The sequence below is a fragment of the Streptomyces rubrogriseus genome, from assembly GCF_027947575.1.
GTDB classification, from domain to species: Bacteria; Actinomycetota; Actinomycetes; order Streptomycetales; family Streptomycetaceae; genus Streptomyces; species Streptomyces rubrogriseus.
Window position 1 is genome coordinate 2,299,749 of record NZ_CP116256.1, and the last position, 26,027, is coordinate 2,325,775.

The window sequence follows — 26,027 nt, forward strand, 5'->3', positions numbered from 1 at the left end:
CCGCCCTGTCCCTGCCGCCTACGGCACGTGCCGGCGGGCGCGCAGGGCCAGGCTCAACGCCAGTACGGTCTGCGGGTCGTCGAGGTCCGTGCCCAGCAACTCCCCGATCCTGGCGAGCCGGTTGTAGAGGGTCTGCCGGTTGAGGTGGAGTTCGCGGGCCGTCTCCGCCTTGCGGCCGGCGTGGGCCAAGTACGTCTGGAGGGTGGGCAGCAGGGGCGGCTTGGAGCGGTCGTCGTGGTCCCGCAGCGGACCGATCGCCCGGTCCACGAACGCCGCGAGGTCCGGATGGTCGCGCAGCCGCCACAGCAGCAGGTCGATGTCCAGGCGCCGCGCGTCGTACCAGGGCCGGTCGGTCAGGCCCTGCGCCGCGGTCGCCGTCTCCGCCGCGTGCCTGAGGCCCGCCGAGGCCGCCGCCCAGCCGCCGGACACCCCGACGACCACGACGGGGGGCTGCGCCCCGGGACGCTGCATCCCGGCCCGCTCCACGCCCGCCCGCAGCGCCGCCGCGACCCGGTCGGCGACCGCGGCCCGCTCCGACTCCGAGCGCAGCCCCAGCAGCAGCGGGACCCGGCCCTCCACCGGCCGCACGCCCAGCAGGACCGGCACCCCCACCGACGCCAGCTCCTCGGCGACCGCGCGGGCCAGCACCGCCCAGCCGCCGCCCGCCGGGGACAGGGCGTCGCCGAGCCGCATCACCACCGGGAGCAGCGGACCGGCGCCCGGCTTGAAGCCGAGGACGCGGGCCTGCGCGGGGGCGTCCTCGGCGGTGATCCGCCCCTCGGCGAGGTCGGTGAGGAAGTCGCCCCGGCCGCGCGCCGCCAGCTCCTCCTCCTGCCGCGCCTGCATCAGCACCACGGCGAGGATGCCCGCCGCCCGCTCCGCCGCCATCCGGTGCACCGGCGCCGGCGAGGACCGTACCGGCAGCAGGACGAGGCGGGCGCGCACCGACCCGGCGCCGGGTCCGCCGCCGGGCACGTCCACGAGGACCGAGCCCGCCGGGGGCGGCGCGTCCTTGTGCGGGTCCCGCAGCCCTTCCCAGACCTGGAGGGGGTCGGCCCCCTCGGGCCCGGCGCCGGCGGCGTACAGCAGGCGGCCGTCGGTGGTCTCCAGGAAGACGGGGTTGCCGGCGAAGTCGGCCAGGATGGCGAGGACCTGGGGGACTCCGCCGCCGCCCAGCAGCGCCTCGGTGCAGCGGCGGTGCACCTCCTCGGCCCGCTGGAGCAGCGCGTAGTGGCCGTTGACGATCTCGGTGTGGATCTCCTCGGTGACCGCCACGAACGGCACCTCGCGGTGCAGCTGCACCAGCGGCAGCCCGGCCGCGCGGGCCGTGTCGACCAGCGCCGCGGGCAGCCGGGTGAAGCGCGGGCCCAGCTCCACCACGAGCGCCGCGATGCCGCGCTCGGCCAGCGTGCGCACGAACGCCCGCTGCTCGGCAGGGCGGGTGCCGAGGCCGTACCCGGTGGTCAGCAGCAGTTCGCCGCCCTTGAGCAGCGAGGCGATGTTGGGCACCTCACCGGCGTGCACCCAGCGCACCGTGCGCTGCATGCGGTCGGCGCCCGCGAGGATCTCCGGCAGACCGCTGCGCAGCCCGGGCAGCTCCAGGGCCCGGCGCACGGTGATCCCGGCGCCCTGCGTGTCGAATCCGCTGTTCGTGCCGCTGTCCATGGGCCGGACGCTACCCGGCGCGACCCGCCCTGGACATCCACCCGGGTGATCCACCCACCGGCAGCACCGGGCCCCGGCAGCACCGGGCCCCGGCAGCACCGGGCCCCGGCAGCACCGGGCCCCGGCAGCGCGGGGCCGGTGTCCGGTCAGCCGCCGTAGGCGCCGCTCGCCGTCAGCCTGAGGGCCGTGTCGATCAGGGGCACGTGGCTGAAGGCCTGCGGGAAGTTGCCGACCTGGCGCTGCAGGCGGGGGTCCCACTCCTCGGCGAGCAGACCGAGGTCGTTGCGCAGGGAGAGGAGCTTCTCGAAGAGCTTGCGCGCCTCGTCGACCCGGCCGATCATCGCCAGGTCGTCCGCCATCCAGAACGAGCAGGCGAGGAAGGCGCCCTCGTCGCCCGGCAGACCGTCGACGCCCTCGGCCTCGCCGTCCGTCGGGTAGCGCAGGATGAAGCCGTCCGAGGTGGACAGCTCGCGCTGGATGGCCTCGATGGTGCCGATGACCCGCTTGTCGTCCGGCGGCAGGAAGCCCATCTGCGGGATCAGCAGCAGGGAGGCGTCCAGTGCCTGGGAGCCGTAGGACTGGGTGAACGTGTTGCGTTCCTTGTCGTAGCCCTTCTCGCACACGTCCCGGTGGATGTCGTCGCGCAGCTGCTTCCAGCGCTCCAGCGGGCCGTCCGCGTCGCCGGACTCGATCAGCTTGATGGTGCGGTCGACGGCGACCCAGGCCATCACCTTGGAGTGCACGAAGTGGCGGCGCGGGCCGCGCACCTCCCAGATGCCCTCGTCCGGCTCGTTCCAGTGGTCCTCCAGGTAGCGGATCAGCTTGAGCTGGAGCACCGAGGCGTAGTCGTTGCGGGCCAGGCCCGTCATGTGGCCCAGGTGCAGGGCCTCGGTCACCTCGCCGTAGACGTCCAGCTGGAGCTGGTGGGCCGCGCCGTTGCCGACCCGGACCGGCGTCGAGTTCTCGTAGCCCGGCAGCCAGTCCAGCTCCGCCTCGCCCAGCTCCCGCTCGCCGGCGATGCCGTACATGATCTGCAGGTTCTCCGGGTCGCCGGCGACCGCCCGCAGCAGCCACTCGCGCCAGGCGCGGGCCTCCTCGCGGTAGCCGGTGCGCAGCAGCGAGGACAGGGTGATCGCGGCGTCGCGCAGCCAGGTGTAGCGGTAGTCCCAGTTGCGGACGCCGCCGATGTCCTCCGGCAGGGAGGTGGTGGGCGCGGCGACGATGCCGCCGGTGGGGGCGTACGTCAGGGCCTTCAGCGTGATCAGGGAGCGGACCACCGCCTCGCGGTAGGGGCCGTGGTACGTGCAGTGCTCGACCCAGTCGCGCCAGAAGTCCTCGGTGGCCACCAGCGACTGCTCGGGCTCCGGCAGCGCCGGCGGCTCCTTGTGCGAGGGCTCCCACGAGATGGTGAACGCGATCCGGTCGCCCGGCGCCACCGTGAAGTCCGCGTACGTGGTCAGCGCCTTGCCATAGGTCTCCGCCTCCGTGTCGAACCACACGGAGTCCGGGCCCGCGACGGCCACCGTGCGGCCCTCCTGCTTGCGCACCCAGGGGACCACCCGGCCGTAGCTGAACCGCATCCGCAGCTCCGAGCGCATCGGCACCCGGCCGGAGACGCCCTCCACGATCCGGATCAGCTGCGGCGCGCCGTCGCGCGGCGGCATGAAATCGATCACTCGGACGGTGCCGCGCGGGGTGTCCCACTCGGATTCCAGGATCAGCGAGTCGCCGCGGTAGGTCCGCCGGGCCGAGGTGGGCGGCTCGGCGCCGGGCGCGTACGCGGGGCCGAGCCGCCAGAAGCCGTGCTCCCCGGTGCCCAGCAGGCCGGCGAAGATGGCATGCGAGTCGAAGCGGGGCAGGCACAGCCAGTCGACTGTGCCGTCCCGGCAGACCAGCGCGGCGGTCTGCATGTCTCCGATGAGTGCGTAGTCTTCGATGCGCCCGGCCACGTGCAACTCCAGTCGAACGGCCACGTCACCCCGCATGGGGGCGGTCGCTAGTGCGGTCAGCGGTCAAGGGTGGGGTCAGAGGTGTGTGTCAGGAATGTGTGTCGGGGACGGGTGTCCCGCGTGCCATGCCTCGTTGAGTCATGAAGCAAAGCAGCCGTCCGGCCGTGCAGCCAAACGTGGTGCCCCGAACGACAATTGTTGCTCAACCAACTGACGAGCTCTCGTTGTTCCGGTGCTGACGGGCGAGGGGTGGTGCCGTGTCGCCGGGCGGGCTCGGCAGCGAACGTCCGAGCAGGATACGACGCACGTAGATGATCTGTGTGCCGCTCCGGGCAACCCGGGTCCGCCGAACGGGTGACCGGCGTGTGAGGAAACGGTGACCCTTCCCACCTGCGTGTCCGGGCGTGCGCGGAGGGTGGCCGGAAGCCATCGCCCCGAGGCGCTGATACGCTGGTAGCCCGTGGACCGGTGGGAGAAGAACCCCGGAACCGCAGCGACGGCGCCGCCGACGACACCCGGGACGACCGGGGCGGAGGACGAACGCACCGCACCCCAGACCGCGACCACGGGAGCCCCCTCTTGGCCATGCCGCCCTCTGTTTTCCGAAACAGCACAGCCTCGACGACCAAGCACATCTTCGTCACCGGGGGTGTCGCCTCCTCGCTCGGCAAGGGGCTCACCGCCTCCAGCCTCGGCATGCTGCTCAAGGCCCGGGGCCTGCGCGTCGTGATGCAGAAGCTCGACCCGTACCTGAACGTCGACCCCGGCACGATGAACCCGTTCCAGCACGGTGAGGTGTTCGTCACCAACGACGGCGCCGAGACCGACCTGGACATCGGCCACTACGAGCGCTTCCTCGACCGCGACCTCGACGGCTCGGCCAACGTCACCACCGGCCAGGTGTACTCCACGGTGATCGCCAAGGAGCGGCGCGGCGAGTACCTGGGCGACACCGTGCAGGTCATCCCGCACATCACCAACGAGATCAAGCACCGCATCCGCCGCATGGCGACGGACGAGGTCGACGTCGTGATCACCGAGGTCGGCGGCACCGTCGGCGACATCGAGTCGCTGCCGTTCCTGGAGACCGTCCGCCAGGTCCGGCACGAGGTCGGCCGCGACAACGTGTTCGTGGTGCACATCTCGCTCCTGCCCTACATCGGCCCGTCGGGCGAGCTGAAGACCAAGCCCACCCAGCACAGCGTCGCGGCCCTGCGCAACATCGGCATCCAGCCGGACGCGATCGTGCTGCGCTGCGACCGCGAGGTCCCGACCGCGATCAAGCGCAAGATCTCCCTGATGTGCGACGTCGACGAGGACGCCGTCGTGGCCTGCCCCGACGCCCGCTCCATCTACGACATTCCGAAGGTCATCCACACCGAGGGCCTGGACGCCTACGTCGTCCGCAAGCTGGACCTGCCGTTCCGCGACGTGGACTGGACGACCTGGGACGACCTGCTCGACCGGGTGCACAAGCCCGAGCACGAGATCGTCATGGCCCTGGTCGGCAAGTACATCGACCTGCCCGACGCCTACCTCTCGGTCACCGAGGCGCTGCGCGCCGGCGGCTTCGCCAACAGGGCGCGGGTGAAGATCAAGTGGGTCACGTCCGACGACTGCAAGACCCCGGCCGGCGCCAGGGCGCAGCTCGGCGACGTCGACGCGATCTGCATCCCGGGCGGCTTCGGCGAGCGCGGTGTGACCGGCAAGGTGGGCGCGATCCAGTACGCCCGCGAGAACGGGATCCCGCTGCTCGGCCTCTGCCTCGGCCTGCAGTGCATCGTCGTCGAGGCCGCGCGCAACCTGGCCGGCGTCGCGGACGCCAACTCCACCGAGTTCGACCCCGCCACCGCCCACCCGGTCGTCTCCACCATGGCCGAGCAGCTGGACATCGTGGCCGGCGAGGGCGACATGGGCGGCACCATGCGGCTCGGCATGTACCCGGCCAAGCTGGCCGAGGGCTCCATCGTGCGCGAGGTCTACGACGGCAAGGAGTACGTCGAGGAGCGGCACCGCCACCGCTACGAGGTGAACAACGCCTACCGCGCGGAGCTGGAGAAGAAGGCCGGCATCGTCTTCTCGGGCACCTCCCCGGACGGCAAGCTCGTCGAGTACGTCGAGTACCCGCGCGACGTCCACCCCTACCTGGTCGCCACGCAGGCGCACCCCGAGCTGCGCTCGCGCCCGACCCGCCCGCACCCGCTCTTCGCCGGGCTGGTCAAGGCCGCGGTCGAGCGGAAGACGTCGAAGTAACACACCAGTTGTACGGTGGCCGGGGCGCGCGCACTCGACTGCGCGGGGCCCCGGCTTTCGCGTACGTCTGGAAGGGCAGGTCGGCAATGACGGGCAGCACGATCAAGGACACTCCCGAGGAGTGGGAGATCCGGGGCAGCCAGACCCCCTTCCGGGGCAAGAAGACCTCGGTCCGCACGGACGACGTGGTCATGCCCGACGGCTCGGTGGCCTCCCGCGACTACCAGGTCCACCCCGGCTCGGTGGCCGTCCTCGCCCTGGACGGGGAGGGGCGGGTGCTGGTCATCCGGCAGTACCGGCACCCGGTGCGCGAGAAGCTGTGGGAGATCCCGGCCGGCCTGCTCGACGTCCCCGGCGAGAACCCGCTGCACGCCGCCCAGCGCGAGCTGTACGAGGAGGCGCACGTCAAGGCCGAGGACTGGCGGGTGCTGACCGACGTCTACACCACCCCCGGCGGCTGCGACGAGGCCGTACGGATCTTCCTCGCCCGGGACCTGTCCGAGGCCGCCGGGGAGCGCTTCGAGGTCGAGGACGAAGAGGCCGACATGGAGCTGGCGCGGGTGCCCGTCGCCGACCTGGTCCGGGGGGTGCTCGCGGGAGAGCTGCACAACAACTGCCTGGTCGTGGGCGTGCTCGCGCTGGTCGCGGCGGAGCGGGGCGACGGGCTCGACGCGCTCCGTCCGGCCCTGGCGCCGTGGCCGGCCCGCCCCTTCGAGGCCTGAGGACGGCCTGGGAGCCCCCATCGGTGTGACCATCGGCTGATCCGATCGGGGGATGTGCCCGCCGCGCTCCACCGGGAACGTCGCAGAGCGTGAACTAGGCTCTCAAACGCCCGAACCGGGCTTCCGGCGGGCACCGGCGTGCGGTGGGATCGGGAGTGTGGCCCGTGACGGATCAGGCGGTGGACACGGACGGCGTACGACTGTCCCAGGACCCTGCTGCGGAGAGCGGGTTCCTGGGCCGCACCCGGGAGCTGAAGGAGCTGCGCGCCGACATCGAGCGCGCCGGCCTCGACACCCTCTCCGGCCGCAAGGCCCCACGCGCGCGCGTGCTGCTCATCGCGGGCCGTCCCGGCTCGGGCCGCACCGCGCTCGCCGAGGAGCTGGCCGCGCGGGTCGCGCACGACTACCCCGACGGCCTGCTGCGGACCCGGCTGAGCGAGCCGGACGGCACCCGCGTCCCCGTCGAACGCCTCGCCCGGGAGCTGCTCACCGCACTGGACCGCACCGCACCGCCCGGGGCCGACGAGGACGACCTCACCGAGGCCCTGCGCACCGCGCTCGCCGACCGCAGGGTGCTGCTCCTGCTCGACGCCGTCGCCGACGCCGAGCAGGTCGACGCGCTGCTGCCGGACACTCCGGACTGCCTGGCCGTCGCCGTGGCCGAGGGCCCGCTGACCGGCATCGCGGACGTCCGCCCGTGCACGCTGGGCGGCCTGGACACCAAGTCGGCCGTGGAACTGCTCTCCCGCCACACCGGCTCGGTCCGCATCACCGTCGACCCCCGGGCCGCCGAACAGCTGGTCGAGCTGTGCCAGGCCCAGCCCGCCGCGCTGACCCTGGCCGGCGGCTGGCTCGCGGCCCGGCCCCAGGCGGCCGTCGCGGACCTCGCCAAGCACGTGCACGCGGAGAGCGACGAGTCGGGCGCGCTCGGCCGGGTCTTCGGCCTCGTCTACGCCTCGCTGCCCAGCACCGCCGCCCGCATGCTGAGGCTGCTCTCCCTCGCCCCGGCCGGCCTGGTCGACCCGCACACCGCCTCCGCGCTCGCCGGCTGCTCGGTGAGCGGCGCCCGCACCACCCTGGACGGCTTCGTCGCCCACGGCCTGCTGCGCGCCGTCGACTCGGCGCTGCCCGAGTACGAGGTGCCCGGATGCCTGCACGGTCGGCTGAGCGCCCTCGCCCGCAGGCACGACCGGCCCGCCGAGCTGCAGCTGGCCCGCGCCCGCATGCTGGAGCGGACGGTGCGGCTGCTCCAGTCCTGCCGGGCGGTCACCGAGACCGACAACCAACAGGCCCGTGAGAAGCTCCAAGCCACGCCGCGCGACCTGCGCTTCCCGCACCCGAGGGCCGCCGCCGACTGGCTGCGCGCCCGGCGCCCCGCCCTGCTGGCGGCGGCCCGCCTCGCGGTCGCCGACGGCGAGCTGGACACCCTCGCCCGCAGACTCATGTCCCAGCTGGTGCGGGCCATGGTCGCCCACTTCGGCACCCGGGCCGCGGCCCCCGACCTGTACGGGATCCACCGGCTCGTCCTCGACGTGGCCGAGCGCCGCGAACTGCCCCGGGAGAAGGCGGCGGCCCTGCTGAACCTGGCCGACCTGGACGCCCGCACCGGCCGTACCGCCGAGGCACTGGTGCGCTACCGGGCCGCGCTGGACGCCGGACGGGAGGCGAAGGACCCGTACGCGACCGGCCGCGCGCTGGAATCCGTCGGCGGCGCCCATCTGGAGCTGGGGGACTACGACCGGGCCGCCGACTGGTTCGGCCGGGCCCTCGCCGAGCGCCTCGCCCGGGACGAGCGCGCCGACGCCGCCCGGGTCTACGGCCGGCTCGCCACCGCCCACACCTACGCCGGACGCTACGGCGAGGCGGTGCGGGCCTGGCGCGCGGCCGTGGCCGGACACCGCAAGGCCGGCGACGTGGCCGCGCACGCGCGGGCACTGGCCGAGCTGGCCCGGGTCCAGGAGTACGCCGGTCGGCCCGAGGAGTCGCTGCGCACCTGCCGGGAGGCCGTCGACTGGGCCCGCCGGGCCGAGGACGTACGGCTCCAGGCCGCGCTGCACCTGCGGCTCGCCGACACGCTCGACCGGCTCGGCGACCCCACCGCGGCGGGCCTGGAGCGGAGCGCGGCCGAACGGATGTTGAGGGAAGATCCCGCAGACGCCTGCGAAATCCGCAGCGCAGTGTCTGAAGATTAGTGCTTTGAAAGGCTAGACAGACGGAACGCCTTCATTAAACTGGCTCTGCCGCACGTTCTCCTGCGGTCTCTCCCGGTGTGCCCGCGCTTGAGCGGGTATGCCTTGTAATAGCCCATCCTCTGAGCCAAGGACCGTGATCCACGTGAAGGTCGGCATCCCCCGCGAGGTCAAGAACAACGAGTTCCGGGTGGCCGTCACCCCCGCCGGCGTGCACGAGCTGGTGCGCCACGGTCATCAGGTCGTCGTCGAGCGCAACGCCGGCGTCGGCTCCTCGATCCCCGACGAGGAGTACGTCACGGCCGGTGCGCGGATCCTCGACACCGCCGACGAGGTCTGGGCCACCGCGGACCTGCTCCTGAAGGTCAAGGAGCCGATCGCGGAGGAGTACCACCGCCTGCGCAAGGACCAGACGCTCTTCACCTACCTGCACCTGGCCGCCTCCAAGGAGTGCACGGACGCGCTCATCGAGTCCGGCACCACCGCCATCGCGTACGAGACGGTCGAGCTGCCCAGCCGCGCGCTGCCGCTGCTGGCCCCGATGTCCGAGGTCGCGGGCCGCCTCGCCCCCCAGGTCGGCGCCTACCACCTGATGGCCGCCAACGGCGGGCGCGGTGTGCTGCCCGGCGGTGTCCCCGGTGTGCTCGCGGGCCGCGCCGTCGTCATCGGCGGCGGTGTCTCCGGCTGGAACGCGGCGCAGATCGCCATCGGCCTGGGCTTCCACGTCACCCTGCTCGACAAGGACATCACCAAGCTCAAGGAAGCCGACAAGATCTTCGGCACGAAGATCCAGACCGTCGTCTCCAACGCCTTCGAGCTGGAGAAGGCCTGCCTGGAGGCCGACCTCGTGATCGGCGCCGTGCTCATCCCGGGCGCCAAGGCACCGAAGCTGGTCACCAACGAGCTGGTGTCCCGGATGAAGCCCGGAAGTGTCCTTGTCGACATCGCGATCGACCAGGGCGGCTGCTTCGAGGACTCCCACCCGACCACCCACGCCGAGCCGACCTTCCCGGTCCACAACTCGGTCTTCTACTGCGTCGCCAACATGCCCGGCGCGGTGCCCAACACCTCCACCTACGCGCTCACCAACGCCACGCTGCCGTACATCGTGGAGCTGGCCAACCGCGGCTGGGCCGAGGCGCTGCGCCGCGACCCCGCGCTGGCCAAGGGTCTCAACACCCATGACGGCAAGGTCGTTTACCGGGAGGTCGCCGAGGCACACGGTCTGGAGCACGTGGAGCTGGCCTCGCTGCTCGCCTAAGTCGTCAAGCGGTAAAGGCGATACGTCAACAGACGCCGTCAACGCCACACACCCGGCCGGACCTTGCCCGACAAGGTCCGGCCGGGTGTGTGTATGGTCACTTTGCGATTCTCGGTCAACTCGCCTCGAACGTAACGCTTCAACCGATTCGCGCACCGGTGAAACCTGCTGTGCGACGGCCGTACGCCCTTGACAGAGGGATGTTTCATTGCCGACACATCGGGCCGGGTCCGGCGGATTGTGTTGCTGCGGACGGCCGACACGCCATAGAGTCGCCGAACGTCGGCATGGTGCCACGCTGACCTGTCTAGAAGTTCCCTGGTCACCAAGGAGGTAAGACGACTTGTGAATGAGTCGACATTTACTCCCGGGGGTGGTCAACCAGGAATGCCGACGCGGACCCACGGTCCCGGGCGTCTCGAGGCTGTCGGCTCCGTAGCTGTACGCACCTCCGCAGCCGACCACCACAGTCCGCAGGCAACTCGGACAGCACACATGAGTATGGATGGCCAACACGTGAACGCCATGGCCGGCGACGGAAGTGGCGCGCCCCGCAACCACTTCGCCGACTACGACGAACTGCCCGAGGGGCACTTCTACGACCCGGACGCGGAGTACGAGCCGGATCCCGAGTACGCCGCCACGCTCGCGCCCGACGCGGCCCGACAGCGCCGCGAGCGCATCGGCCCGACCGGACGCCCGCTGCCGTACTTCCCGATCCCGGGCCCGCTCACCGACCACGGCCCCGCCAAGATCATCGCGATGTGCAACCAGAAGGGCGGCGTGGGCAAGACCACGTCGACCATCAACCTGGGTGCCGCGCTCGCCGAATACGGGCGCCGGGTGCTGCTCGTCGACTTCGACCCGCAGGGCGCGCTGTCGGTCGGACTCGGCGTCAACCCGATGGAGCTCGACCTCACCGTCTACAACCTGCTCATGGAGCGGGGCATGGCGGCCGACGAGGTGCTGCTGAAGACCGCGGTCCCCAACATGGACCTGCTGCCCAGCAACATCGACCTGTCGGCGGCCGAGGTGCAGCTGGTGAGCGAGGTCGCGCGCGAGTCCACCCTCCAGCGGGCCCTGAAGCCGCTGATGGACGACTACGACTACATCGTGATCGACTGCCAGCCCTCGCTCGGCCTGCTCACGGTCAACGCGCTGACCGCCGCGCACAAGGTGATCGTGCCGCTGGAGTGCGAGTTCTTCGCACTGCGCGGTGTGGCGCTGCTGACCGAGACGATCGAGAAGGTCCAGGAGCGGCTCAACCCCGACCTGGAGCTCGACGGCATCCTCGCCACGATGTACGACTCACGCACCGTGCACAGCCGTGAGGTGCTCGCGCGGGTCGTCGAGGCGTTCGACGACCACGTCTACCACACGGTCATCGGGCGCACGGTCCGCTTCCCGGAGACCACGGTCGCCGGCGAGCCGATCACCACGTACGCGTCCAACTCCGTCGGTGCCGCCGCCTACCGCCAGCTCGCCAGGGAGGTGCTCGCCCGGTGTCACGCCGAGTGAGTCTGCCGGGGGCCGACGAACTCTTCCGTACGACAGGGGGAACGGCGCTCCAGGCGTCCACCCCGCGGCGACCGGCGGGCGGCGAGGCCCGGGTGCCGGCCCCGGCGGGGGAGAGCGACCAGGCCGCCGCCGAGGACGCACCGCAGTCGGTGCCCGCGCAGGGCGGTGACGGTGAGGGCGCGGAGCACGCCGCGGCGGACGCGGAACCGGGCTCGGCGGGCGAGTCGCGCACCCGGGGCACGGAGCGCTCCGCACGTGGCTCCGGGCCCGGTACGGGCGCGCAGGAAGGTTCTGCCGCCGACCGGCCCCGCAAGCGCGGCAGGGCCGCGGCACGGCGCCCCAGCGGGCGTGAGCGCCACGACGAGAAGATCACCGTGTACGTCTCCGCCGAGGAGCTGATGGACCTGGAGCACGCCCGCCTGGTGCTCCGGGGCGAGCACGGCCTGGCCGTCGACCGCGGCCGCATCGTCCGCGAGGCGGTCGCCGTGGTCCTGGCCGACCTGGAGACCCGCGGGGACGCCAGCATCCTCGTACGACGGCTGCGCGGGCGCTAGCGGTAGCCTGCGGGGGCCATGACCTCGAACGACGCCCCCCGCCCCGACCGCGGCCCGCGCCCCGGCCGCCGGCGTGCGCTGGGCAGGGGCCCGGAGACGCCGGCGGCCGCGTCGCTCCCCGAGGAGACGCCTTCCGGCGACGGCGCACCCGGGACCGCCGGAGCGGCGCCCACGGAGCAGGACCTCCGGTCCGGACCGGCGCCCGCCGACCCCGGAGACCCGGCGCGGGTCCGGGAGACGGCGGTGCCGGACGCAGAGGAGTACGCCCCCGGAACGGAACCGGACCCCGCGGGCCCCGCCGTGCGCACGGAGGTGGAGCCGACGGACGCGGGAACGGCGACGGAGACGTCGGCGGCGACCGGGCGCGTCCCGCTCGCACCCGGCGGACAGGCCGCCACGCCCGCCGGCCGGCGAGCACGGGCGGACGGCCCGCCCGACGCCGTTCCCGCCGTGGATCCGGCCCCCGTGCCGGAACAGGCCCCCCGGACCTCGGAGGAGTCCTCCGGCGAACCGGACGACGGTGTCTTCAAGGTGCGGCTCGCCAACTTCGAGGGGCCGTTCGACCTGCTCCTCCAGTTGATCTCCAAGCACAAGCTGGACGTCACCGAGGTCGCCCTGTCGAAGGTGACCGACGAGTTCATGGCGCACATCCGGGCCATGGGGCCGGACTGGGACCTCGACCAGACCACCGAGTTCCTGGTGGTCGCGGCCACGCTGCTCGACCTCAAGGCGGCCCGGCTGCTCCCCGCCGCCGAGGTCGAGGACGAGGCCGACCTGGCCCTGCTGGAGGCCCGCGACCTGCTCTTCGCCCGCCTGCTCCAGTACCGCGCGTACAAGCAGATCGCGGAGATCTTCAACGACCGGCTCGCGGCCGAGGCCCGCCGTTACCCCCGTACCGTCGGCCTGGAGCCCCACCACGCCGAGCTGCTGCCCGAGGTCGTCATCAGCATCGGCCCCGAGGGCTTCGCCAAGCTCGCCGTCAAGGCCATGCAGCCGAAGCCCAGGCCGCAGGTGTACGTCGAGCACATCCACGCGCCCCTGGTCAGCGTGCAGGAACAGGCCGGGATCGTCGTCGCCCGCCTGAAGGAGCTGGGCGAGGCCAGCTTCCGCGTACTGGTCCAGGACACCGAGGACACCCTGACCGTCGTCGCCCGCTTCCTGGCCCTGCTGGAGCTGTACCGGGAGAAGGCCGTCGAGCTGGACCAGGAGACCGCGCTCGGCGACCTCCTGGTCCGCTGGACGGGCGGCGACGGGGAGGCGCAGCCGTCGGTGACCGACGAGTTCGACCGGCCGCCCGAGGTGCCGAAGGAGGAGCGGAAGGCGTGAGTGAGCAGATCACGGAGGCCGAGCAGGCCGAGCAGGCCGAGGGCGGGCCGGACGGGGTCGCGGGCCTCGACCTCAAGCCCGCCCTGGAGGCCGTCCTCATGGTCGTCGACGAGCCCGCGACCGAGGAACGGCTGGCGAAGATACTGCAACGGCCCCGGCGGCGGATCGCGGACGCCCTGCGCGAGCTGGCCGACGAGTACGCCGTCCAGGGCCGCGGCTTCGAACTGCGGCTGATCGCGGGCGGCTGGCGCTTCTACAGCCGCCCCGAGTACGCCGCGGCCGTCGAGGGCTTCGTCCTGGACGGCCAGCACGCCCGGCTCACCCAGGCCGCCCTGGAGACCCTCGCCGTCGTCGCCTACCGCCAGCCGGTCAGCCGCGGCCGCGTCTCCGCGGTGCGCGGCGTGAACTGCGACGGCGTGATGCGCACCCTCCTGCAACGGGGTCTGGTCGAGGAGGCGGGCACGGAACCCGAAACAGGTGCGATCCTGTACGTGACGACGAACTACTTCCTGGAGCGGATGGGCCTGCGCGGCCTGGACGAGCTCCCCGAGCTCGCGCCCTTCCTCCCGGAGGCGGAGGCGATCGAGGCCGACACCCTGGAAGGGGTCCCGTCGTTCGACCCGGACGCCCCGGATTCCGGGGACGCAGACGACAAGACGGAATTTTGATGCGAAGCAGCAGCGGCAGGAACAGCAGCGGAAACAACGGCGGGAGCCGTGGTGGCAACAGCGGCGGCCGCGGCGGGAGCAGCGGGGGCCGCGGCAACTACCGCGGCGCCGGCAACAACCGCGACGACAAGCAGGGCGGCCGTCCCAAGAAGCCGCGCCCGGAGGAGCGGCGCTACGACGTGGGCCCCGGCGCCACCCAGGACGGCCCCAAGTCGGGCCGCGGCCCCTCGGCCCGCGGCGGTGCCAAGGGCGGCCCGAAGCGGCCCCAGCAGCGCGGCCGCAGCGCGCCCGCCACGTCCCGCGAGTACGAGACGCGGGCCGAGGAGCGCAACCGGGAGCGCTACGCGGGCAAGAAGGACGTCAAGCTGCCCAAGACCTTCCCCGGCGCCGAGCAGGAGGGCGAGCGGCTGCAGAAGGTCCTCGCGCGCGCGGGCTACGGCTCCCGGCGCGCCTGCGAGGAGCTGATCGAGCAGGCCCGGGTCGAGATCAACGGCGAGATCGTCCTGGAGCAGGGTCGCCGCGTCGACCCGGAGAAGGACGAGGTCAAGGTCGACGGCCTGACCGTGGCCACGCAGTCGTACCAGTTCTTCTCGCTCAACAAGCCCGCCGGTGTCGTCTCCACCATGGAGGACCCGGAGGGCCGCCAGTGCCTCGGCGACTACGTCACCAACCGGGAGACCCGCCTCTTCCACGTGGGCCGGCTCGACACCGAGACCGAGGGCGTCATCCTGCTCACCAACCACGGCGAGCTGGCGCACCGCCTGACCCACCCCCGGTACGGCGTCAAGAAGACCTACCTCGCGCACATCGTGGGCCCGATCCCGCGCGACCTCGGCAAGCGCCTCAAGGACGGCATCCAGCTGGAGGACGGGTACGCGCGCGCGGACCACTTCCGGGTCGTCGAGCAGACCGGCAAGAACTACCTGGTCGAGGTCACCCTGCACGAGGGCCGCAAGCACATCGTCCGCCGGATGCTGGCGGAGGCGGGCTTCCCCGTCGACAAGCTGGTGCGCACCGCCTTCGGCCCGATCACCCTGGGCGACCAGAAGTCGGGCTGGCTGCGCCGCCTGTCCAACACGGAGGTCGGGATGCTGATGCAGGAGGTGGACCTCTAGACCGCGATCCGGGCGAGGACGCCCGTACGAGGCTTGTGCCGACCGGCCGCCTCCTTTTATAGTCGCAGTGACTATTAAGGGGGTGGCCGGTCGTGCACGGCTACGACAAACACGCTTTCGAGCCCTTCGCCGTCACCGTCGACCTCGCCGTCCTCACGCTGCGCGCGGGCGCGCTGCACGCGCTGCTCGTCGAGCGGGGACAGGAGCCGTACGCGGGCCGCTGGGCACTGCCCGGCGGCTTCCTGCTGCCCGCCGAGTCGGCGGAGGAGGCGGCCCGGCGCGAGCTGGCCGAGGAGACCGGCCTCGCGGACGTGACGGGGCTGCACCTGGAGCAGCTGCGGACCTACAGCGAACCCGGCCGCGACCCCCGCATGCGGGTCGTGTCCGTGGCCTTCGCCGCGCTGCTCCCGGACCCTCCCGAACCGCACGGCGGCGGTGACGCGGCCGAGGCCCGCTGGGTGCCGTACGACGAGGCCCGGGGCCTCGCCTTCGACCACGACCGGATCCTGGCCGACGCCCGGGACCGGGTCGGCGCCAAGCTGGAGTACACCTGCCTGGCCACCGCCTTCTGCCCGGCCGAGTTCACCCTCGGCGAGCTGCAACAGGTCTACGAGACGGTGTGGGGCACGGCCCTGGACCGGCCCAACTTCCGCCGCAAGGTCCTCGCCACCCCCGGCTTCGTCGAGCCCGTCCCCGGTGCCGCCCGCCTGACCGGAGGCCGCGGCAAACCCGCCGCCGTGTACCGCGCGGGACCGGCCACCACCCTGCACCCGCCGCTGCTGCGCACCCCTCGGGAAGGACGCCCCGCATGACCACCACCACCGGCACCAAGCGCGCCGCCACCGGAGCGCTCACCGGCCTCGCCCTCGGCGACGCGCTGGGCTTCCCCACCGAGTTCAACGACGTCCCGGCGATCCTCGCCAAGTGCGGGCCCTGGCGGGAGATGGCACTGCCCAGGCCCGCGATCGTCACCGACGACACCCAGATGACGCTGGCGCTGGGCAAGGGGCTGCGGACGGCCATGGACCGGGGGCTGCTCGGACCGAAGCGCATGGAACGGCCGGTGCGCGAGGAGTTCGTCGACTGGTACCAGTCGCCGGAGAACAACCGCGCGCCGGGCAACACCTGCCTCAAGGCGTGCAACCTCCTCAAGGCCCCGGACCGCCCCTGGCAGGACGCCAGCCAGATCCACTCCAAGGGCTGCGGCGCCAACATGCGCGTCGCACCGGTCGGGCTGGTCCCCGGCCTGAGCGACGAACAGCGCGCGGGCGCCGCGCAGTTGCAGTCCGCGCTCACCCACGGCCACCCCACCGCGCTCGCCGCCTCCGACCTCACCGCGCACGCCGTACGGCTGCTCGCCGAGGGCGCCGAACCGACCGGCCTGGTCGGGCTGCTGCGCTCGTACGCCTACGACAACCGCACCCGCTACCACGAGCGCTGGCTCGGCGACCTGTGGAGCCGCGCCCAGGACCCGACGCCCGAGCACTTCATCGCGCGAGGCTGGGACGAGTGCCTGGCGATACTCGACCGGCTCCAGGAGGCGGTGCGCACCGTCTCGCCGGAGACCGACCCGTGCCTGGCCGTCGGCGAGGGCTGGGTCGCCGAGGAGGCCATGGCGGCCGGGCTGCTCTGCTTCCTGCTCTTCGTCGACGAGCCGCTCACCGCCCTGCGCCGCGGCGCCTGCACCTCCGGCGACTCCGACTCCATCGCCTGCCTCGCGGGCGCCTTCTCGGGCGCGCACCTGGGAGCCGACGCCTGGCCGGCCGCCTGGGCGGACCGCATCGAGTACCGGAGCGACCTGCTGTCCCTCGGAGCGCTCTGGGACGCTTGAGCCCATGACCGACGCCGCCGGCCTGGTCGGGCTGCGCGAGCCGGAGGAGACCCGGTCGCGGATGCGGGACCGGGACGGCGTCGAGATGGACCTGGTCACGCACGACCTGCGCAAGTTCGTACGCCTGACGCCGCACCGCAACGGATACGTCCTGGAGTGGCTGCTGTCGCCGCCGGTGGTCGTCGCCAAGGCCGAGCGGGAGTACGGGGGAGCCGGTGTCGACCACGTGCGCGTGTGGGCCGACGTGGAGCGGCTGCACGGCGTGCTGGACGAGGCGCAGGGCGCGTCAGTGCTCCCCGGGGCCCCGACCGCGTACGACGCCCTGCACGACTTCGTCGTACGGACCCGGCTGGAGCGCTGAGGCGCGGCGGGTGCGGACCAGGAAGGCCTCCACCCGGGGCCGGTCCGGCTCGTCGGGGAGGGGGCTGCGCCGGGCCGCCTCCTCGCCCTCCCGCGCCAGGCGGTTCATCCGCGCCTCCACCTCCCGCCAGGGCACCTCGCCGCGCTTCACGGCGAGCAGGGACTCCCGCGCCGCGCCGACGTCGATCGTCAGGACGCCCGTGCGCAGCAGGTCACGGGCGCCGGCCAGCAGCCGCAGCAGGTGCATCGCGTGCTTCCAGCGCGGGGCGCCGTGGGTGCGCACGTCGGCGTCGAGCTTGCGGCGCTGGCCGTGCGCGTAGCGGGTGAAGGTCTGGTGAACCCGGCGGGAGAGGAACGCCTCGCGCAGGGCGAGCAGTTCGCGGCCCGTGTCGTCCACCGACTCCACGAGCGGGGAGTACAGGCACTCCAGGATGTTCGGGTTCGCGCGCAGGGCCAGCTCGCAGAAGCGCTCCAGCTCCCAGCTGAACTGCTCCTCCCCGGGGCCCTCCACGTGCGTCGGCGGCTTCTCGAAGCGCCAGAACAGGGCGGTCGGCGCGAGGAAGACGCCCCGCCGGTCCGTGTCGCTGTCCTCCGTCGCCAGGCCGAAGGCGCGCGAACCCATGACACAGGCGTAGACCGTGTGGTCGCGGACCAGCAACTCGTGGCTCTCGGGGACTTCGGGGCGCATGGCGGGAGCGTACGCGGGCCGCTCACGCCAGGCGGACCGAATTTCCCTTCACCGTGATCCGCTTCCCGGGCAGCGGCTCCGTGGCCGGACCCCGCACCACCGAGCCGTCGGCGACGGCGAACCTGCTGCCGTGGCAGGCGCAGTCGATGGTGCCGTCCCGCACGTCCGACACGATGCAGCCCTGATGGGTGCAGACCGCCGAGAACGCCTTGAACTCGCCCTGCCGCGGCTGGGTCACCACGATCTTCTCGTCGGTGAGGATCTTGCCGCCGGCGACCGGGACGTCGCCCGTCCGCGCCAGCTCCTGCCCCGGCGAGGCGCCCGAGGAGTCGCCGCCGCCCCCGCCGCAGCCCACGCAGAGCGCGGCCGCGCCCGCGCCCGTGCAGAGGAGGACCGTGCGGCGGGCCGGGGTCTGGGTCATGTCGCAACTCCGGGGGAGGGAGGTCGGGGCCGCCGCCAGCGTCTCAGGAGACGGGCGCCGCGGGCCGGTACGCGGCGGGCTGACTAGGCTGGACGGACCAAGAACCGGTACACACGTCGGCAACATCAGCAACGTCGGCCACATCAGCAAGGAGCATCGCCGTGGCGGTACGAGCGGTCCGGGGCGCCGTCCAACTGGAGGGGGACGAGGCGGGGCACATGGGCGAGCAGGTCGCGGCCCTGCTGACCGCCCTCATGGAGCGCAACGGCCTGACGGCCGACGACCTGATCAGCCTGTGGTTCACCGCCACCCCCGACCTGCACAGCGACTTCCCGGCCGCCGCGGCCCGCGGTCTCGGCATCACCGACGTGCCGCTGATCTGCGCCCAGGAACTGGACGTCGAGGGCGCCATGCCCCGCGTCGTCCGGGTCCTCGCCCACATCGAGTCCGACCGGCCCCGCACCGGGATCGCCCACGTCTACCTCGGCGCCGCCGCGGCCCTGCGCAAGGACATCGCCCAGTGAGAACCGCACTCGTCATCGGCACCGGCCTCATCGGCACCTCCGCCGCCCTCGCCCTCACCGAACGCGGTGTCACCGTCCACCTCGCGGACCACGACCCCGAGCAGGCCCGCACCGCCGCCGCGCTCGGCGCCGGCACCGACGAGGCCCCGGACGGGCCGGTCGACCTCGCCGTCGTCGCCGCGCCGCCCGCCCTGGTGGCCGACGTGCTCGCCGACGCCATGGCCCGCGGCCTCGCCCGCGGCTACATCGACGTGGCCAGCGTCAAGGGCGGCCCCCGGCGGGAGCTGGAGGCGCGCGGGCTCGACCTCTCGGCGTACATCGGCACCCACCCCATGTCAGGGCGGGAGAAGTCCGGCCCGCTGGCCGCCACCGCCGACCTCTTCGAGGGCCGCCCCTGGGTGCTGACCCCCACCCGGGACACCGACACCGAGGTGCTGAACCTCGCCCTGGAGCTGGTCTCGCACTGCCGCGCGGTACCCGTCGTGATGGACGCCGACGCCCACGACCGCGCCGTGGCCCTCGTCTCCCACATGCCCCACCTGGTCTCCAGCATGGTCGCCGCGCGCCTGGAGCACGCCGAGGAGGCCGCCGTACGGCTGTGCGGGCAGGGCATCCGCGACGTGACCCGGATCGCCGCCTCCGACCCCCGGATGTGGATCGACATCCTCTCCGCCAACCCCGGGCCGGTCGCCGACCTGCTCACCGACGTCGCCGCCGACCTGGAGGAGACGGTACGGGCCCTGCGCGCCCTGCAGTCCACCGACGAGGACAAGCGCCGCGAGGGCGGCACCGGCATCGCCGAGGTGCTGCGGCGCGGCAACGCCGGACAGGTCCGGGTCCCCGGCAAGCACGGGTCGGCCCCCCGGTCCTACGAGACGGTGGCCGTCCTCATCGACGACCAGCCCGGTCAGCTGGCCCGCATCTTCGCGGACGCGGGACGGGCCGGGGTCAACGTGGAGGACGTACGGATCGAGCACGCGACCGGGCAGCAGGCGGGTCTGGTGCAGCTGATGGTGGAGCCGAAGGCCGCCGCCGTCCTCACGGCGGCCCTGAAGGAGCGGGGCTGGGCGATCAGGCAGTAGGCGCGGGCCCCTGGGGTCGTTCCCGGATTCGTACGGCTGTCAGAGGGGTCCTGCGGGCCCGGTAACCTAGGGCCTGTCTGATGATTCCCGCCTGCCCGGCGACGCCTGGCACGCACGCTCGCCGCGTTGCCGAAACGCCCGCGTGGCTCCGCCACGAGGGCGCTCCGGCGCCTTGCGATCGCACGCACCAGACGCCGCCGGGCCCGCCCTCCGGGCGGACGACGGGAATCATCAGACAAGGCCCTGTGCGGGACGCGCTCGCGTCCCGCACACCACCCACCGCACCGCACCAGGAAGGTGTCCCCTCGTGGAAAACGGCGCCGCCCCGACCGCCCCGGCCGTGATTGTCGCCATCGACGGCCCCTCCGGCACGGGCAAGTCGAGCACGTCGAAGGCCGTGGCCGCGCAGCTCGGCCTCAGCTACCTGGACACCGGTGCGCAGTACCGGGCGATCACGTGGTGGATGGTCAGCAACGGCATCGACACCGACGACCCGCACGCCGTCGCCGCCGCGGCCGGCAAGCCCGAGATCGTCTCCGGCACCGACCCGGCCGGTCCGACCATCACGGTCGACGGCGTGGACGTGGCCGGACCGATCCGCACCCAGGAGGTCACCTCCAAGGTCAGCGCGGTCAGCGCCGTACCGGAGATCCGCACCCGGATCACCGAACTGCAGCGCACCATCGCCGCCTCCGCGCCGCCCGGCATCGTCGTCGAGGGCCGCGACATCGGCACCACCGTGCTGCCGGACGCCGACCTCAAGATCTTCCTCACCGCCTCGGCGGAGGCCCGCGCCGCCCGCCGCAGCGGAGAGCTGAAGGGCGCCGACGTCCACGCCACCCGTGAGGCCCTGATCAAGCGGGACGCGGCCGACTCCAGCCGCAAGACCTCCCCGCTGGCCAAGGCCGGCGACGCGGTCGAGGTGGACACCACCGCCCTCACCCTCCCGCAGGTCATCGAGTGCGTCGTCACCCTCGTCGAGGAGAAGCGGGCCGGGAAGTGACCGCATCCTCCGCCGCGCCCGCCCCCTCCGAGAAGGGCGCCGAGGTCGGCCGGCGCATCGGTGTCGGCCTGATGTACGGGCTGTGGAAGCCGCGCGTGCTCGGCGCCTGGCGGGTGCCCGCCACCGGCCCGGTGATCTACGCCGTCAACCACGCGCACAACATCGACGGCCCGATGGTCATGGGCGTCGCGCCCCGGCCGACGCACTTCCTGATCAAGAAGGAGGCGTTCATCGGCCCGCTCGGACGCTTCCTGACCGGCATCGGCCAGTTGAAGGTGGACCGCCACGCCGCCGACCGCGCGGCCATAGGGCAGGCGCTCGGCGTGCTGGCCGACGGCGGCGTCCTCGGCATCTTCCCGGAGGGCACCCGGGGCGAGGGCGACTTCGCCTCGCTGCGCGCCGGGCTGGCCTACTTCGCGGTGCGCAGCGGCGCGCCGATCGTCCCGGTCGCGGTGCTGGGAAGCACGGACCGTCCCGGACGGTTGATAAAGGCGCTGCCCCCGCTGCGCTCGCGCGTCGACGTCGTCTTCGGCGACCCCTTCGACGCGGGCGACGGCAGCGGGCGGCGCACCCGCAAGGCACTGGACGAGGCCACCGAACGCATCCAGAAGCAGCTCACCGCGCACCTGGAAAACGCCAGGCGCCTCACCGGGCGCTGAGTGACACTTGAGTAGTGGATCACCCGGTACAGGGGTGTTCCACCGATCACCACGATGAACGAGGTACGGACTTCATGAACGACCACATCCACCCCGAGGGCTCGGGCGCGGAGCACGACCACGGGGCGCTCGGCGACGCCGAGTACGCGCAGTTCATGGAGCTGGCCGCCGAAGAGGGCTTCGACATCGAGGAGGTCGAGGGCGCGATCGAGGAGGCCGGGCACGGCCCGCTGCCCGTCCTCGCCGTCGTCGGTCGCCCCAACGTCGGCAAGTCGACCCTCGTGAACCGCATCATCGGCCGCCGCGAGGCCGTCGTCGAGGACAAGCCGGGCGTCACCCGCGACCGCGTCACCTACGAGGCCGAGTGGGCCGGGCGCCGCTTCAAGGTCGTCGACACCGGCGGCTGGGAGCAGGACGTCCTCGGCATCGACGCCTCCGTGGCCGCGCAGGCCGAGTACGCCATCGAGGCCGCCGACGCGGTCGTCTTCGTCGTGGACGCCAAGGTCGGCGCCACCGACACCGACGAGGCGGTCGTCCGGCTGCTGCGCAAGGCCGGCAAGCCCGTCGTGCTGTGCGCCAACAAGGTCGACGGCCCGAGCGGCGAGGCCGACGCCTCCTACCTGTGGTCGCTGGGCCTCGGCGAGCCGCACCCGGTCTCCGCGCTGCACGGCCGCGGCACCGGTGACATGCTGGACCGCGTTCTGGAGGCCCTGCCCGAGGCCCCGGCCCAGACCTTCGGCACCGCCGTCGGCGGCCCGCGCCGCATCGCCCTGATCGGCCGCCCCAACGTCGGCAAGTCCTCGCTGCTGAACAAGGTGGCCGGCGAGGAGCGCGTCGTCGTCAACGAACTGGCCGGCACCACCCGCGACCCGGTCGACGAGCTGATCGAGCTGGGCGGCGTCACCTGGAAGTTCGTCGACACGGCGGGCATCCGCAAGCGCGTCCACCTCCAGCAGGGCGCCGACTACTACGCCTCGCTGCGCACCGCCGCCGCCGTCGAGAAGGCGGAGGTGGCCGTGATCCTCATCGACGCCTCCGAGTCGATCTCGGTCCAGGACCAGCGGATCGTCACCATGGCCGTCGAGGCGGGCCGCGCGATCGTCGTCGCCTACAACAAGTGGGACACCCTCGACGAGGAGCGCCGCTACTACCTGGAGCGGGAGATCGAGACGGAGCTGGGCCAGGTGGCGTGGGCGCCGCGGGTCAACGTCTCGGCGCAGACCGGTCGGCACATGGAGAAGCTGGTCCCCGCGATCGAGACCGCCCTGGCCGGCTGGGAGACCCGCGTCCCGACGGGCCGGCTCAACGCCTTCCTCGGCGAGCTGGTCGCCGCCCACCCGCACCCGGTGCGGGGCGGCAAGCAGCCGCGGATCCTCTTCGGCACCCAGGCGGGCACCAAGCCCCCGCGGTTCGTGCTCTTCGCCTCCGGCTTCATCGAGGCGGGCTACCGGCGCTTCATCGAACGCCGGCTGCGCGAGGAGTTCGGCTTCGAGGGGACGCCGATCCACATCTCGGTGCGGGTGCGCGAGAAGCGCGGCGCGAAGAAGAAGTAGGAAGCGGGAACACACAGCGACGGGTGAGGGGCGCCCCCGGCCGGGGCGCCCCTCACCCGTCGCTCGTCCGGCGGTCAGGTACCGGACCGCGGGGCCGGTGGCAGCGCCGCCGGGACGTGGTGCGAGCCACCGACGCGCTGCCACACCGACTGCTGGCCGACGCGGGCGCTCTGGGCCCCGGCGCTGTAGGCGCTGTAGCCGCCTCTGCCGCGCGGGATGCTCCTGAAGGCCGTGAATCCCAGCTCCTCCTCACCGCTGCGATCGCCCGGCAGCGATCGGAAGGACCTGACGTACTCGGCGTAGAGCGCGTCGTAGATCGGCGTGGCCGAGGGGCCGCCGTGGCGGTGGAAGGCGTCGTATGCGTACACGTATGTCCAAACGACCCCGCGCGGGAAGGGATGCGGCCCGGGTGGCGGCCGTCCGGCAGCCGACCGGACGGGCTCAGGTTCCCGCCAGCGGCAGCGCGGCCGCGACCAGCTGTCCGTTCGCCGCCGCCTTGTCCAGCGCGTCCCGCAGCAGGTCCTCGCGCGGCTGCCGGCCGATCGACCCGACGGGGGCGGCGAACATCAGCACCTGCTGGTGCTTGTTGGCCGCCGTACGCCAGCCCTCGGTGACCTGGAGCGGCTGGTGCGCCTGCCACCAGGCAACGGGCCGGCCGCCGTTCGTCCCGGGCTGGAGCACCGCGTGCAGCTGGCCCATCGCGAGCAGGACCGACCAGCCGTGCAGCACGGCCGGCGTGGACGCCAGCTCGGTGACCGGCATGAAGCCCTGCTCGATCAGCAGCGGCAGGAAGTCGTCACCGGCGCCGGAGGTGCCGGGCCGCGCGATGGGAGCGGTCGGCTCCACCACGAGGGCCGGGTGCAGCTCCCCGGCGATCAGGATCAGCCCGCTGGTCACACCGAGCACGGCCTGCTCGGGCGCGGCCTTCTCGGGAGCCGCGGGAGCGGACTCGGCGCGGGCCTGGTCGGCGCTGATGGACCGCACCGCTCCCTGGAGCTGCTCCTCGGTGACCTTGACGACCTGCGAGGGCAGGCAGCCCGCGTGGGCGAACGCGAGCACGGCGGTCTCGTCCCCGATGAAGAGGACGGTGCTGGTGCGCTCCTGCTCACAGTCGCCCGGGGTGCGGCAGGACGTGCAGTCGTAGCTGCCCGGGGCGGACTCCCCGGCCAGCAGGCGGTCGGCTTCTTCGTCGCCGATCTCGGCGCGTACGTCGTCGCTGACGTCGAGCATGCGCGGCACGGGTGGCTCCCTCGGGATGCGGTGCGTGGCCGGACCGGGTGGCTCCCGGGCCGTGGTCCGGGCGGGTCCCCGGCTCATGCAAGGACAACGGGGGATCAGTGGCGGGAGTCACGCCCCAGGGCCGACGGAATCGAACCATGCGGCGCTCGCGATCGCCCGAGGGCCGCGAGTGTCGGCCCACGACCAAGTGAGGTGCGGCAGAACGAGGTTGGGCCGCCGGAACGGGTCGGGTCATCCTGCCCGCGAGTCGACAAATCAGGAAATCAGCGAATGAACTGGGTGACCGAAAAGGAGTGCTGCTGGGCGCTCGCACCCGTCGTGACCACATCGCAATCGGACACGGACAACCAGAAGGCAGGGTTCCGGGTCTAACCGGACGACGAGAAGCCCAGGGGAGGAACCGCACCGCATGCCGCCGCCATCGCCGGCCGCCCCGCTGCGCGCCGACTGCATCGGAGACTCCGCGGGCGGTCTGACCTTCGACGTCGCCGCGCGCGGAAACGCCGGGGCGGCCCTGCTCGTCCTGCGCCGCCGCGCCGCCGACGCCCCCGACGGCGCGGGAGAGACGGTCAGTCTGCCGCTGGCCCCGGCGGCGGAGGGCCGGCTGCGCGCCGCGCTGCCCAGCAGCGTGTCCCTGCCCGAGGGCCGCTGGGACGCCTACGCCCTCCTCTCCGGCGGCGAGCCGCGACGCCTGGTGCCCGGCGTCACCGACCTGCGCTCCCTCGCCGAGCGCACCCCGAGCGGGCTGCTGGGCCACGTCGCCGTCCGCATCCCGTACGCCACCCGGCAGGGCAACCTCACGGTCCGCAGCTGGCTGCGCGCCCCGCACGCGGAGGCGGTGGAGCTGCGTCTCGCGAGCGGCGGCCTGACGGTACGCGGGCGGGTGTACGGCACCCAGTTCGTGCCCGGGGCGGACGCCGAGCTGCGGGCCCGGCCCGGCGGCGGAGCGGGCGGCGAGGACGGCGGCGGCGTGCGCCGGGTGCACGTCACGGCCGAGCGGACGGAGTTCGCCTTCACCGTGCCCTACGAGGGCCTGGTGCCCGGCGTCTGGGACCTGTGGCTGCGCCCCGCCGGAGACGCCGGTCCGGTGGTGCGCCTCGCGCGGCTGCTGGACGACGTCGCGGACAAGAACCCGGTCTTCACCTTTCCCCGCGCCCGCGTGCGGACGCCCCAGGGGCCCGTGGAGGCCGGCCCGTACTACACCCGGGACAACGACCTGTCGCTCACCGTCAGCCCGCTGGACGCCGACGCCTGACCGGGTGTCCGATGTTCGATTCGCGTAAGCGAGCCGCGGGCCGTTCCGCAAGGGTGTACGGGTGTGTTCGGGAGCGTTCGGGTACGGAATACGTGCCCCTGGCAAGAATGCCCCGAAGCTTTTTGCGTCGGCGTCCGCCGTGCTTTGTCCGACCGGCTGCCGCGGGATGCGGAAATAGGTCTCGGCCGGTTG

23 protein-coding genes and 1 pseudogene are annotated in these 26,027 nt (G+C 73.0%); 18 read left to right on the forward strand and 6 right to left on the reverse strand.

All coding sequences use genetic code 11. The annotated features are described in order from the left end of the window. Nucleotides 1–18: 18 nt before the first annotated feature. Nucleotides 19–1,665 carry a PucR family transcriptional regulator gene (locus Sru02f_RS10130; RefSeq protein ID WP_109033541.1) on the reverse strand — a complete coding sequence of 549 codons (1,647 nt, stop codon included), beginning with the start codon at nucleotides 1,663–1,665 and terminating at the stop codon, nucleotides 19–21. A gap of 146 nt (nucleotides 1,666–1,811) precedes the next feature. Beyond that, complete coding sequence (locus tag Sru02f_RS10135; RefSeq protein ID WP_164275321.1) at nucleotides 1,812–3,614, reverse strand: glycoside hydrolase family 15 protein; 1,803 nt, start codon at nucleotides 3,612–3,614, stop codon at nucleotides 1,812–1,814. Between the two features lie 585 nt (nucleotides 3,615–4,199). Here Sru02f_RS10135 and Sru02f_RS10140 point away from each other — a divergent pair. The 12 genes and pseudogenes from Sru02f_RS10140 to Sru02f_RS10195 all read left to right on the forward strand — a co-directional run. Then, nucleotides 4,200–5,867 carry a CTP synthase gene (locus Sru02f_RS10140; RefSeq protein WP_109033543.1) on the forward strand — a complete coding sequence of 556 codons (1,668 nt, stop codon included), beginning with the start codon at nucleotides 4,200–4,202 and terminating at the stop codon, nucleotides 5,865–5,867. Between the two features lie 86 nt (nucleotides 5,868–5,953). Continuing rightward, the gene (locus tag Sru02f_RS10145) at nucleotides 5,954–6,589 is read left to right on the forward strand and encodes an NUDIX domain-containing protein (RefSeq protein WP_109033544.1); all 636 of its coding nucleotides are present in this window, start codon (nucleotides 5,954–5,956) and stop codon (nucleotides 6,587–6,589) included. 164 nt (nucleotides 6,590–6,753) lie between these two features. Beyond that, nucleotides 6,754–8,781, forward strand: coding sequence for a tetratricopeptide repeat protein (locus Sru02f_RS10150; RefSeq protein WP_167469709.1), 2,028 nt, complete (start codon nucleotides 6,754–6,756; stop codon nucleotides 8,779–8,781). Between the two features lie 133 nt (nucleotides 8,782–8,914). Continuing rightward, entirely contained in the window at nucleotides 8,915–10,039 is a 1,125-nt protein-coding gene (ald, locus tag Sru02f_RS10155) for an alanine dehydrogenase (protein WP_109033546.1), read from the forward strand. A 387-nt stretch (nucleotides 10,040–10,426) separates the two neighbouring features. Continuing rightward, nucleotides 10,427–11,557 (forward strand): ParA family protein, encoded by a 1,131-nt coding sequence (locus tag Sru02f_RS10160; protein WP_161270009.1) that lies wholly within the window; start codon nucleotides 10,427–10,429, stop codon nucleotides 11,555–11,557. Beyond that, complete coding sequence (locus Sru02f_RS10165; protein ID WP_174855160.1) at nucleotides 11,542–12,111, forward strand: hypothetical protein; 570 nt, start codon at nucleotides 11,542–11,544, stop codon at nucleotides 12,109–12,111. The genes Sru02f_RS10160 and Sru02f_RS10165 overlap by 16 nt, the downstream gene beginning before the upstream one ends. Nucleotides 12,112–12,129: 18 nt before the next feature. Continuing rightward, nucleotides 12,130–13,437, forward strand: coding sequence for a segregation and condensation protein A (locus Sru02f_RS10170; protein ID WP_174855161.1), 1,308 nt, complete (start codon nucleotides 12,130–12,132; stop codon nucleotides 13,435–13,437). A 98-nt stretch (nucleotides 13,438–13,535) separates the two neighbouring features. Continuing rightward, nucleotides 13,536–14,105, forward strand: coding sequence for an SMC-Scp complex subunit ScpB (gene scpB / locus Sru02f_RS10175; RefSeq protein ID WP_239106636.1), 570 nt, complete (start codon nucleotides 13,536–13,538; stop codon nucleotides 14,103–14,105). Beyond that, nucleotides 14,105–15,220 (forward strand): pseudouridine synthase, encoded by a 1,116-nt coding sequence (locus tag Sru02f_RS10180; RefSeq protein ID WP_109033549.1) that lies wholly within the window; start codon nucleotides 14,105–14,107, stop codon nucleotides 15,218–15,220. Before scpB ends, Sru02f_RS10180 begins: the two co-directional genes overlap by 1 nt. A 92-nt stretch (nucleotides 15,221–15,312) precedes the next feature. After that, nucleotides 15,313–16,032 carry an NUDIX hydrolase gene (locus Sru02f_RS10185; protein WP_109033550.1) on the forward strand — a complete coding sequence of 240 codons (720 nt, stop codon included), beginning with the start codon at nucleotides 15,313–15,315 and terminating at the stop codon, nucleotides 16,030–16,032. Further along, a complete protein-coding gene (locus Sru02f_RS10190; RefSeq protein WP_109033551.1) occupies nucleotides 16,029–17,051 on the forward strand; it encodes an ADP-ribosylglycohydrolase family protein in 1,023 nt (340 codons plus the stop codon). Before Sru02f_RS10185 ends, Sru02f_RS10190 begins: the two co-directional genes overlap by 4 nt. 13 nt (nucleotides 17,052–17,064) lie before the next feature. Continuing rightward, a pseudogene (locus tag Sru02f_RS10195) lies at nucleotides 17,065–17,412 on the forward strand (DNA polymerase beta superfamily protein); the annotation flags it as partial. On the opposite strand, the gene Sru02f_RS10200 reads toward Sru02f_RS10195, so the two are convergent. Both Sru02f_RS10200 and Sru02f_RS10205 read right to left on the reverse strand, forming a co-directional pair. Beyond that, nucleotides 17,338–18,099 carry a nucleotidyltransferase domain-containing protein gene (locus tag Sru02f_RS10200; protein WP_109033553.1) on the reverse strand — a complete coding sequence of 254 codons (762 nt, stop codon included), beginning with the start codon at nucleotides 18,097–18,099 and terminating at the stop codon, nucleotides 17,338–17,340. The pseudogene Sru02f_RS10195 and the gene Sru02f_RS10200 overlap by 75 nt on opposite strands. Nucleotides 18,100–18,121: 22 nt before the next feature. Further along, complete coding sequence (locus Sru02f_RS10205; RefSeq protein WP_109033554.1) at nucleotides 18,122–18,520, reverse strand: Rieske (2Fe-2S) protein; 399 nt, start codon at nucleotides 18,518–18,520, stop codon at nucleotides 18,122–18,124. Between the two features lie 161 nt (nucleotides 18,521–18,681). Here Sru02f_RS10205 and aroH point away from each other — a divergent pair, with 161 nt between their 5' ends. From aroH to der, 5 genes are all read left to right on the forward strand, one after another. Next, nucleotides 18,682–19,044: a chorismate mutase gene (gene aroH / locus Sru02f_RS10210; RefSeq protein WP_109033555.1), complete on the forward strand. Its 363-nt coding sequence runs from the start codon at nucleotides 18,682–18,684 to the stop codon at nucleotides 19,042–19,044. After that, entirely contained in the window at nucleotides 19,041–20,126 is a 1,086-nt protein-coding gene (locus Sru02f_RS10215; RefSeq protein WP_011027959.1) for a prephenate dehydrogenase, read from the forward strand. Before aroH ends, Sru02f_RS10215 begins: the two co-directional genes overlap by 4 nt. 307 nt (nucleotides 20,127–20,433) lie before the next feature. Beyond that, a complete protein-coding gene (cmk, locus tag Sru02f_RS10220; protein WP_109033556.1) occupies nucleotides 20,434–21,129 on the forward strand; it encodes a (d)CMP kinase in 696 nt (231 codons plus the stop codon). Next, nucleotides 21,126–21,788 carry a lysophospholipid acyltransferase family protein gene (locus tag Sru02f_RS10225; protein ID WP_109033557.1) on the forward strand — a complete coding sequence of 221 codons (663 nt, stop codon included), beginning with the start codon at nucleotides 21,126–21,128 and terminating at the stop codon, nucleotides 21,786–21,788. The genes cmk and Sru02f_RS10225 overlap by 4 nt, the downstream gene beginning before the upstream one ends. A gap of 74 nt (nucleotides 21,789–21,862) precedes the next feature. Continuing rightward, nucleotides 21,863–23,341 carry a ribosome biogenesis GTPase Der gene (der, locus tag Sru02f_RS10230; protein WP_109033558.1) on the forward strand — a complete coding sequence of 493 codons (1,479 nt, stop codon included), beginning with the start codon at nucleotides 21,863–21,865 and terminating at the stop codon, nucleotides 23,339–23,341. Nucleotides 23,342–23,415: 74 nt separating this feature from the next. On the opposite strand, the gene Sru02f_RS10235 is transcribed toward der, so the two are convergent. Next, nucleotides 23,416–23,709: a hypothetical protein gene (locus Sru02f_RS10235; protein WP_109033559.1), complete on the reverse strand. Its 294-nt coding sequence runs from the start codon at nucleotides 23,707–23,709 to the stop codon at nucleotides 23,416–23,418. A 73-nt stretch (nucleotides 23,710–23,782) separates the two neighbouring features. Further along, nucleotides 23,783–24,580: a hypothetical protein gene (locus Sru02f_RS10240; protein ID WP_109033560.1), complete on the reverse strand. Its 798-nt coding sequence runs from the start codon at nucleotides 24,578–24,580 to the stop codon at nucleotides 23,783–23,785. A gap of 409 nt (nucleotides 24,581–24,989) precedes the next feature. Between Sru02f_RS10240 and Sru02f_RS10245 the strand changes: the two genes are divergently transcribed. Continuing rightward, entirely contained in the window at nucleotides 24,990–25,835 is an 846-nt protein-coding gene (locus tag Sru02f_RS10245) for a hypothetical protein (protein ID WP_109033561.1), read from the forward strand. The last annotated feature ends 192 nt before the right edge of the window (nucleotides 25,836–26,027 follow it).

Bases quoted from the DNA above. Each gene is read 5' to 3' on its own strand.
- Sru02f_RS10200 (WP_109033553.1), bottom strand. From the start codon at position 18,099: ATGCGCCCCGAAGTCCCCGAGAGCCACGAGTTGCTGGTCCGCGACCAC.
- Sru02f_RS10180 (WP_109033549.1), top strand. From the start codon at position 14,105: ATGCGAAGCAGCAGCGGCAGGAACAGCAGCGGAAACAACGGCGGGAGC.
- scpB (WP_239106636.1), top strand. From the start codon at position 13,536: ATGGTCGTCGACGAGCCCGCGACCGAGGAACGGCTGGCGAAGATACTG.
- Sru02f_RS10170 (WP_174855161.1), top strand. From the start codon at position 12,130: ATGACCTCGAACGACGCCCCCCGCCCCGACCGCGGCCCGCGCCCCGGC.
- Sru02f_RS10205 (WP_109033554.1), bottom strand. From the start codon at position 18,520: ATGACCCAGACCCCGGCCCGCCGCACGGTCCTCCTCTGCACGGGCGCG.
- Sru02f_RS10190 (WP_109033551.1), top strand. From the start codon at position 16,029: ATGACCACCACCACCGGCACCAAGCGCGCCGCCACCGGAGCGCTCACC.
- Sru02f_RS10130 (WP_109033541.1), bottom strand. From the start codon at position 1,665: ATGGACAGCGGCACGAACAGCGGATTCGACACGCAGGGCGCCGGGATC.
- der (WP_109033558.1), top strand. From the start codon at position 21,863: ATGAACGACCACATCCACCCCGAGGGCTCGGGCGCGGAGCACGACCAC.
- Sru02f_RS10160 (WP_161270009.1), top strand. From the start codon at position 10,427: ATGCCGACGCGGACCCACGGTCCCGGGCGTCTCGAGGCTGTCGGCTCC.
- Sru02f_RS10145 (WP_109033544.1), top strand. From the start codon at position 5,954: ATGACGGGCAGCACGATCAAGGACACTCCCGAGGAGTGGGAGATCCGG.
- Sru02f_RS10140 (WP_109033543.1), top strand. From the start codon at position 4,200: ATGCCGCCCTCTGTTTTCCGAAACAGCACAGCCTCGACGACCAAGCAC.
- Sru02f_RS10245 (WP_109033561.1), top strand. From the start codon at position 24,990: ATGCCGCCGCCATCGCCGGCCGCCCCGCTGCGCGCCGACTGCATCGGA.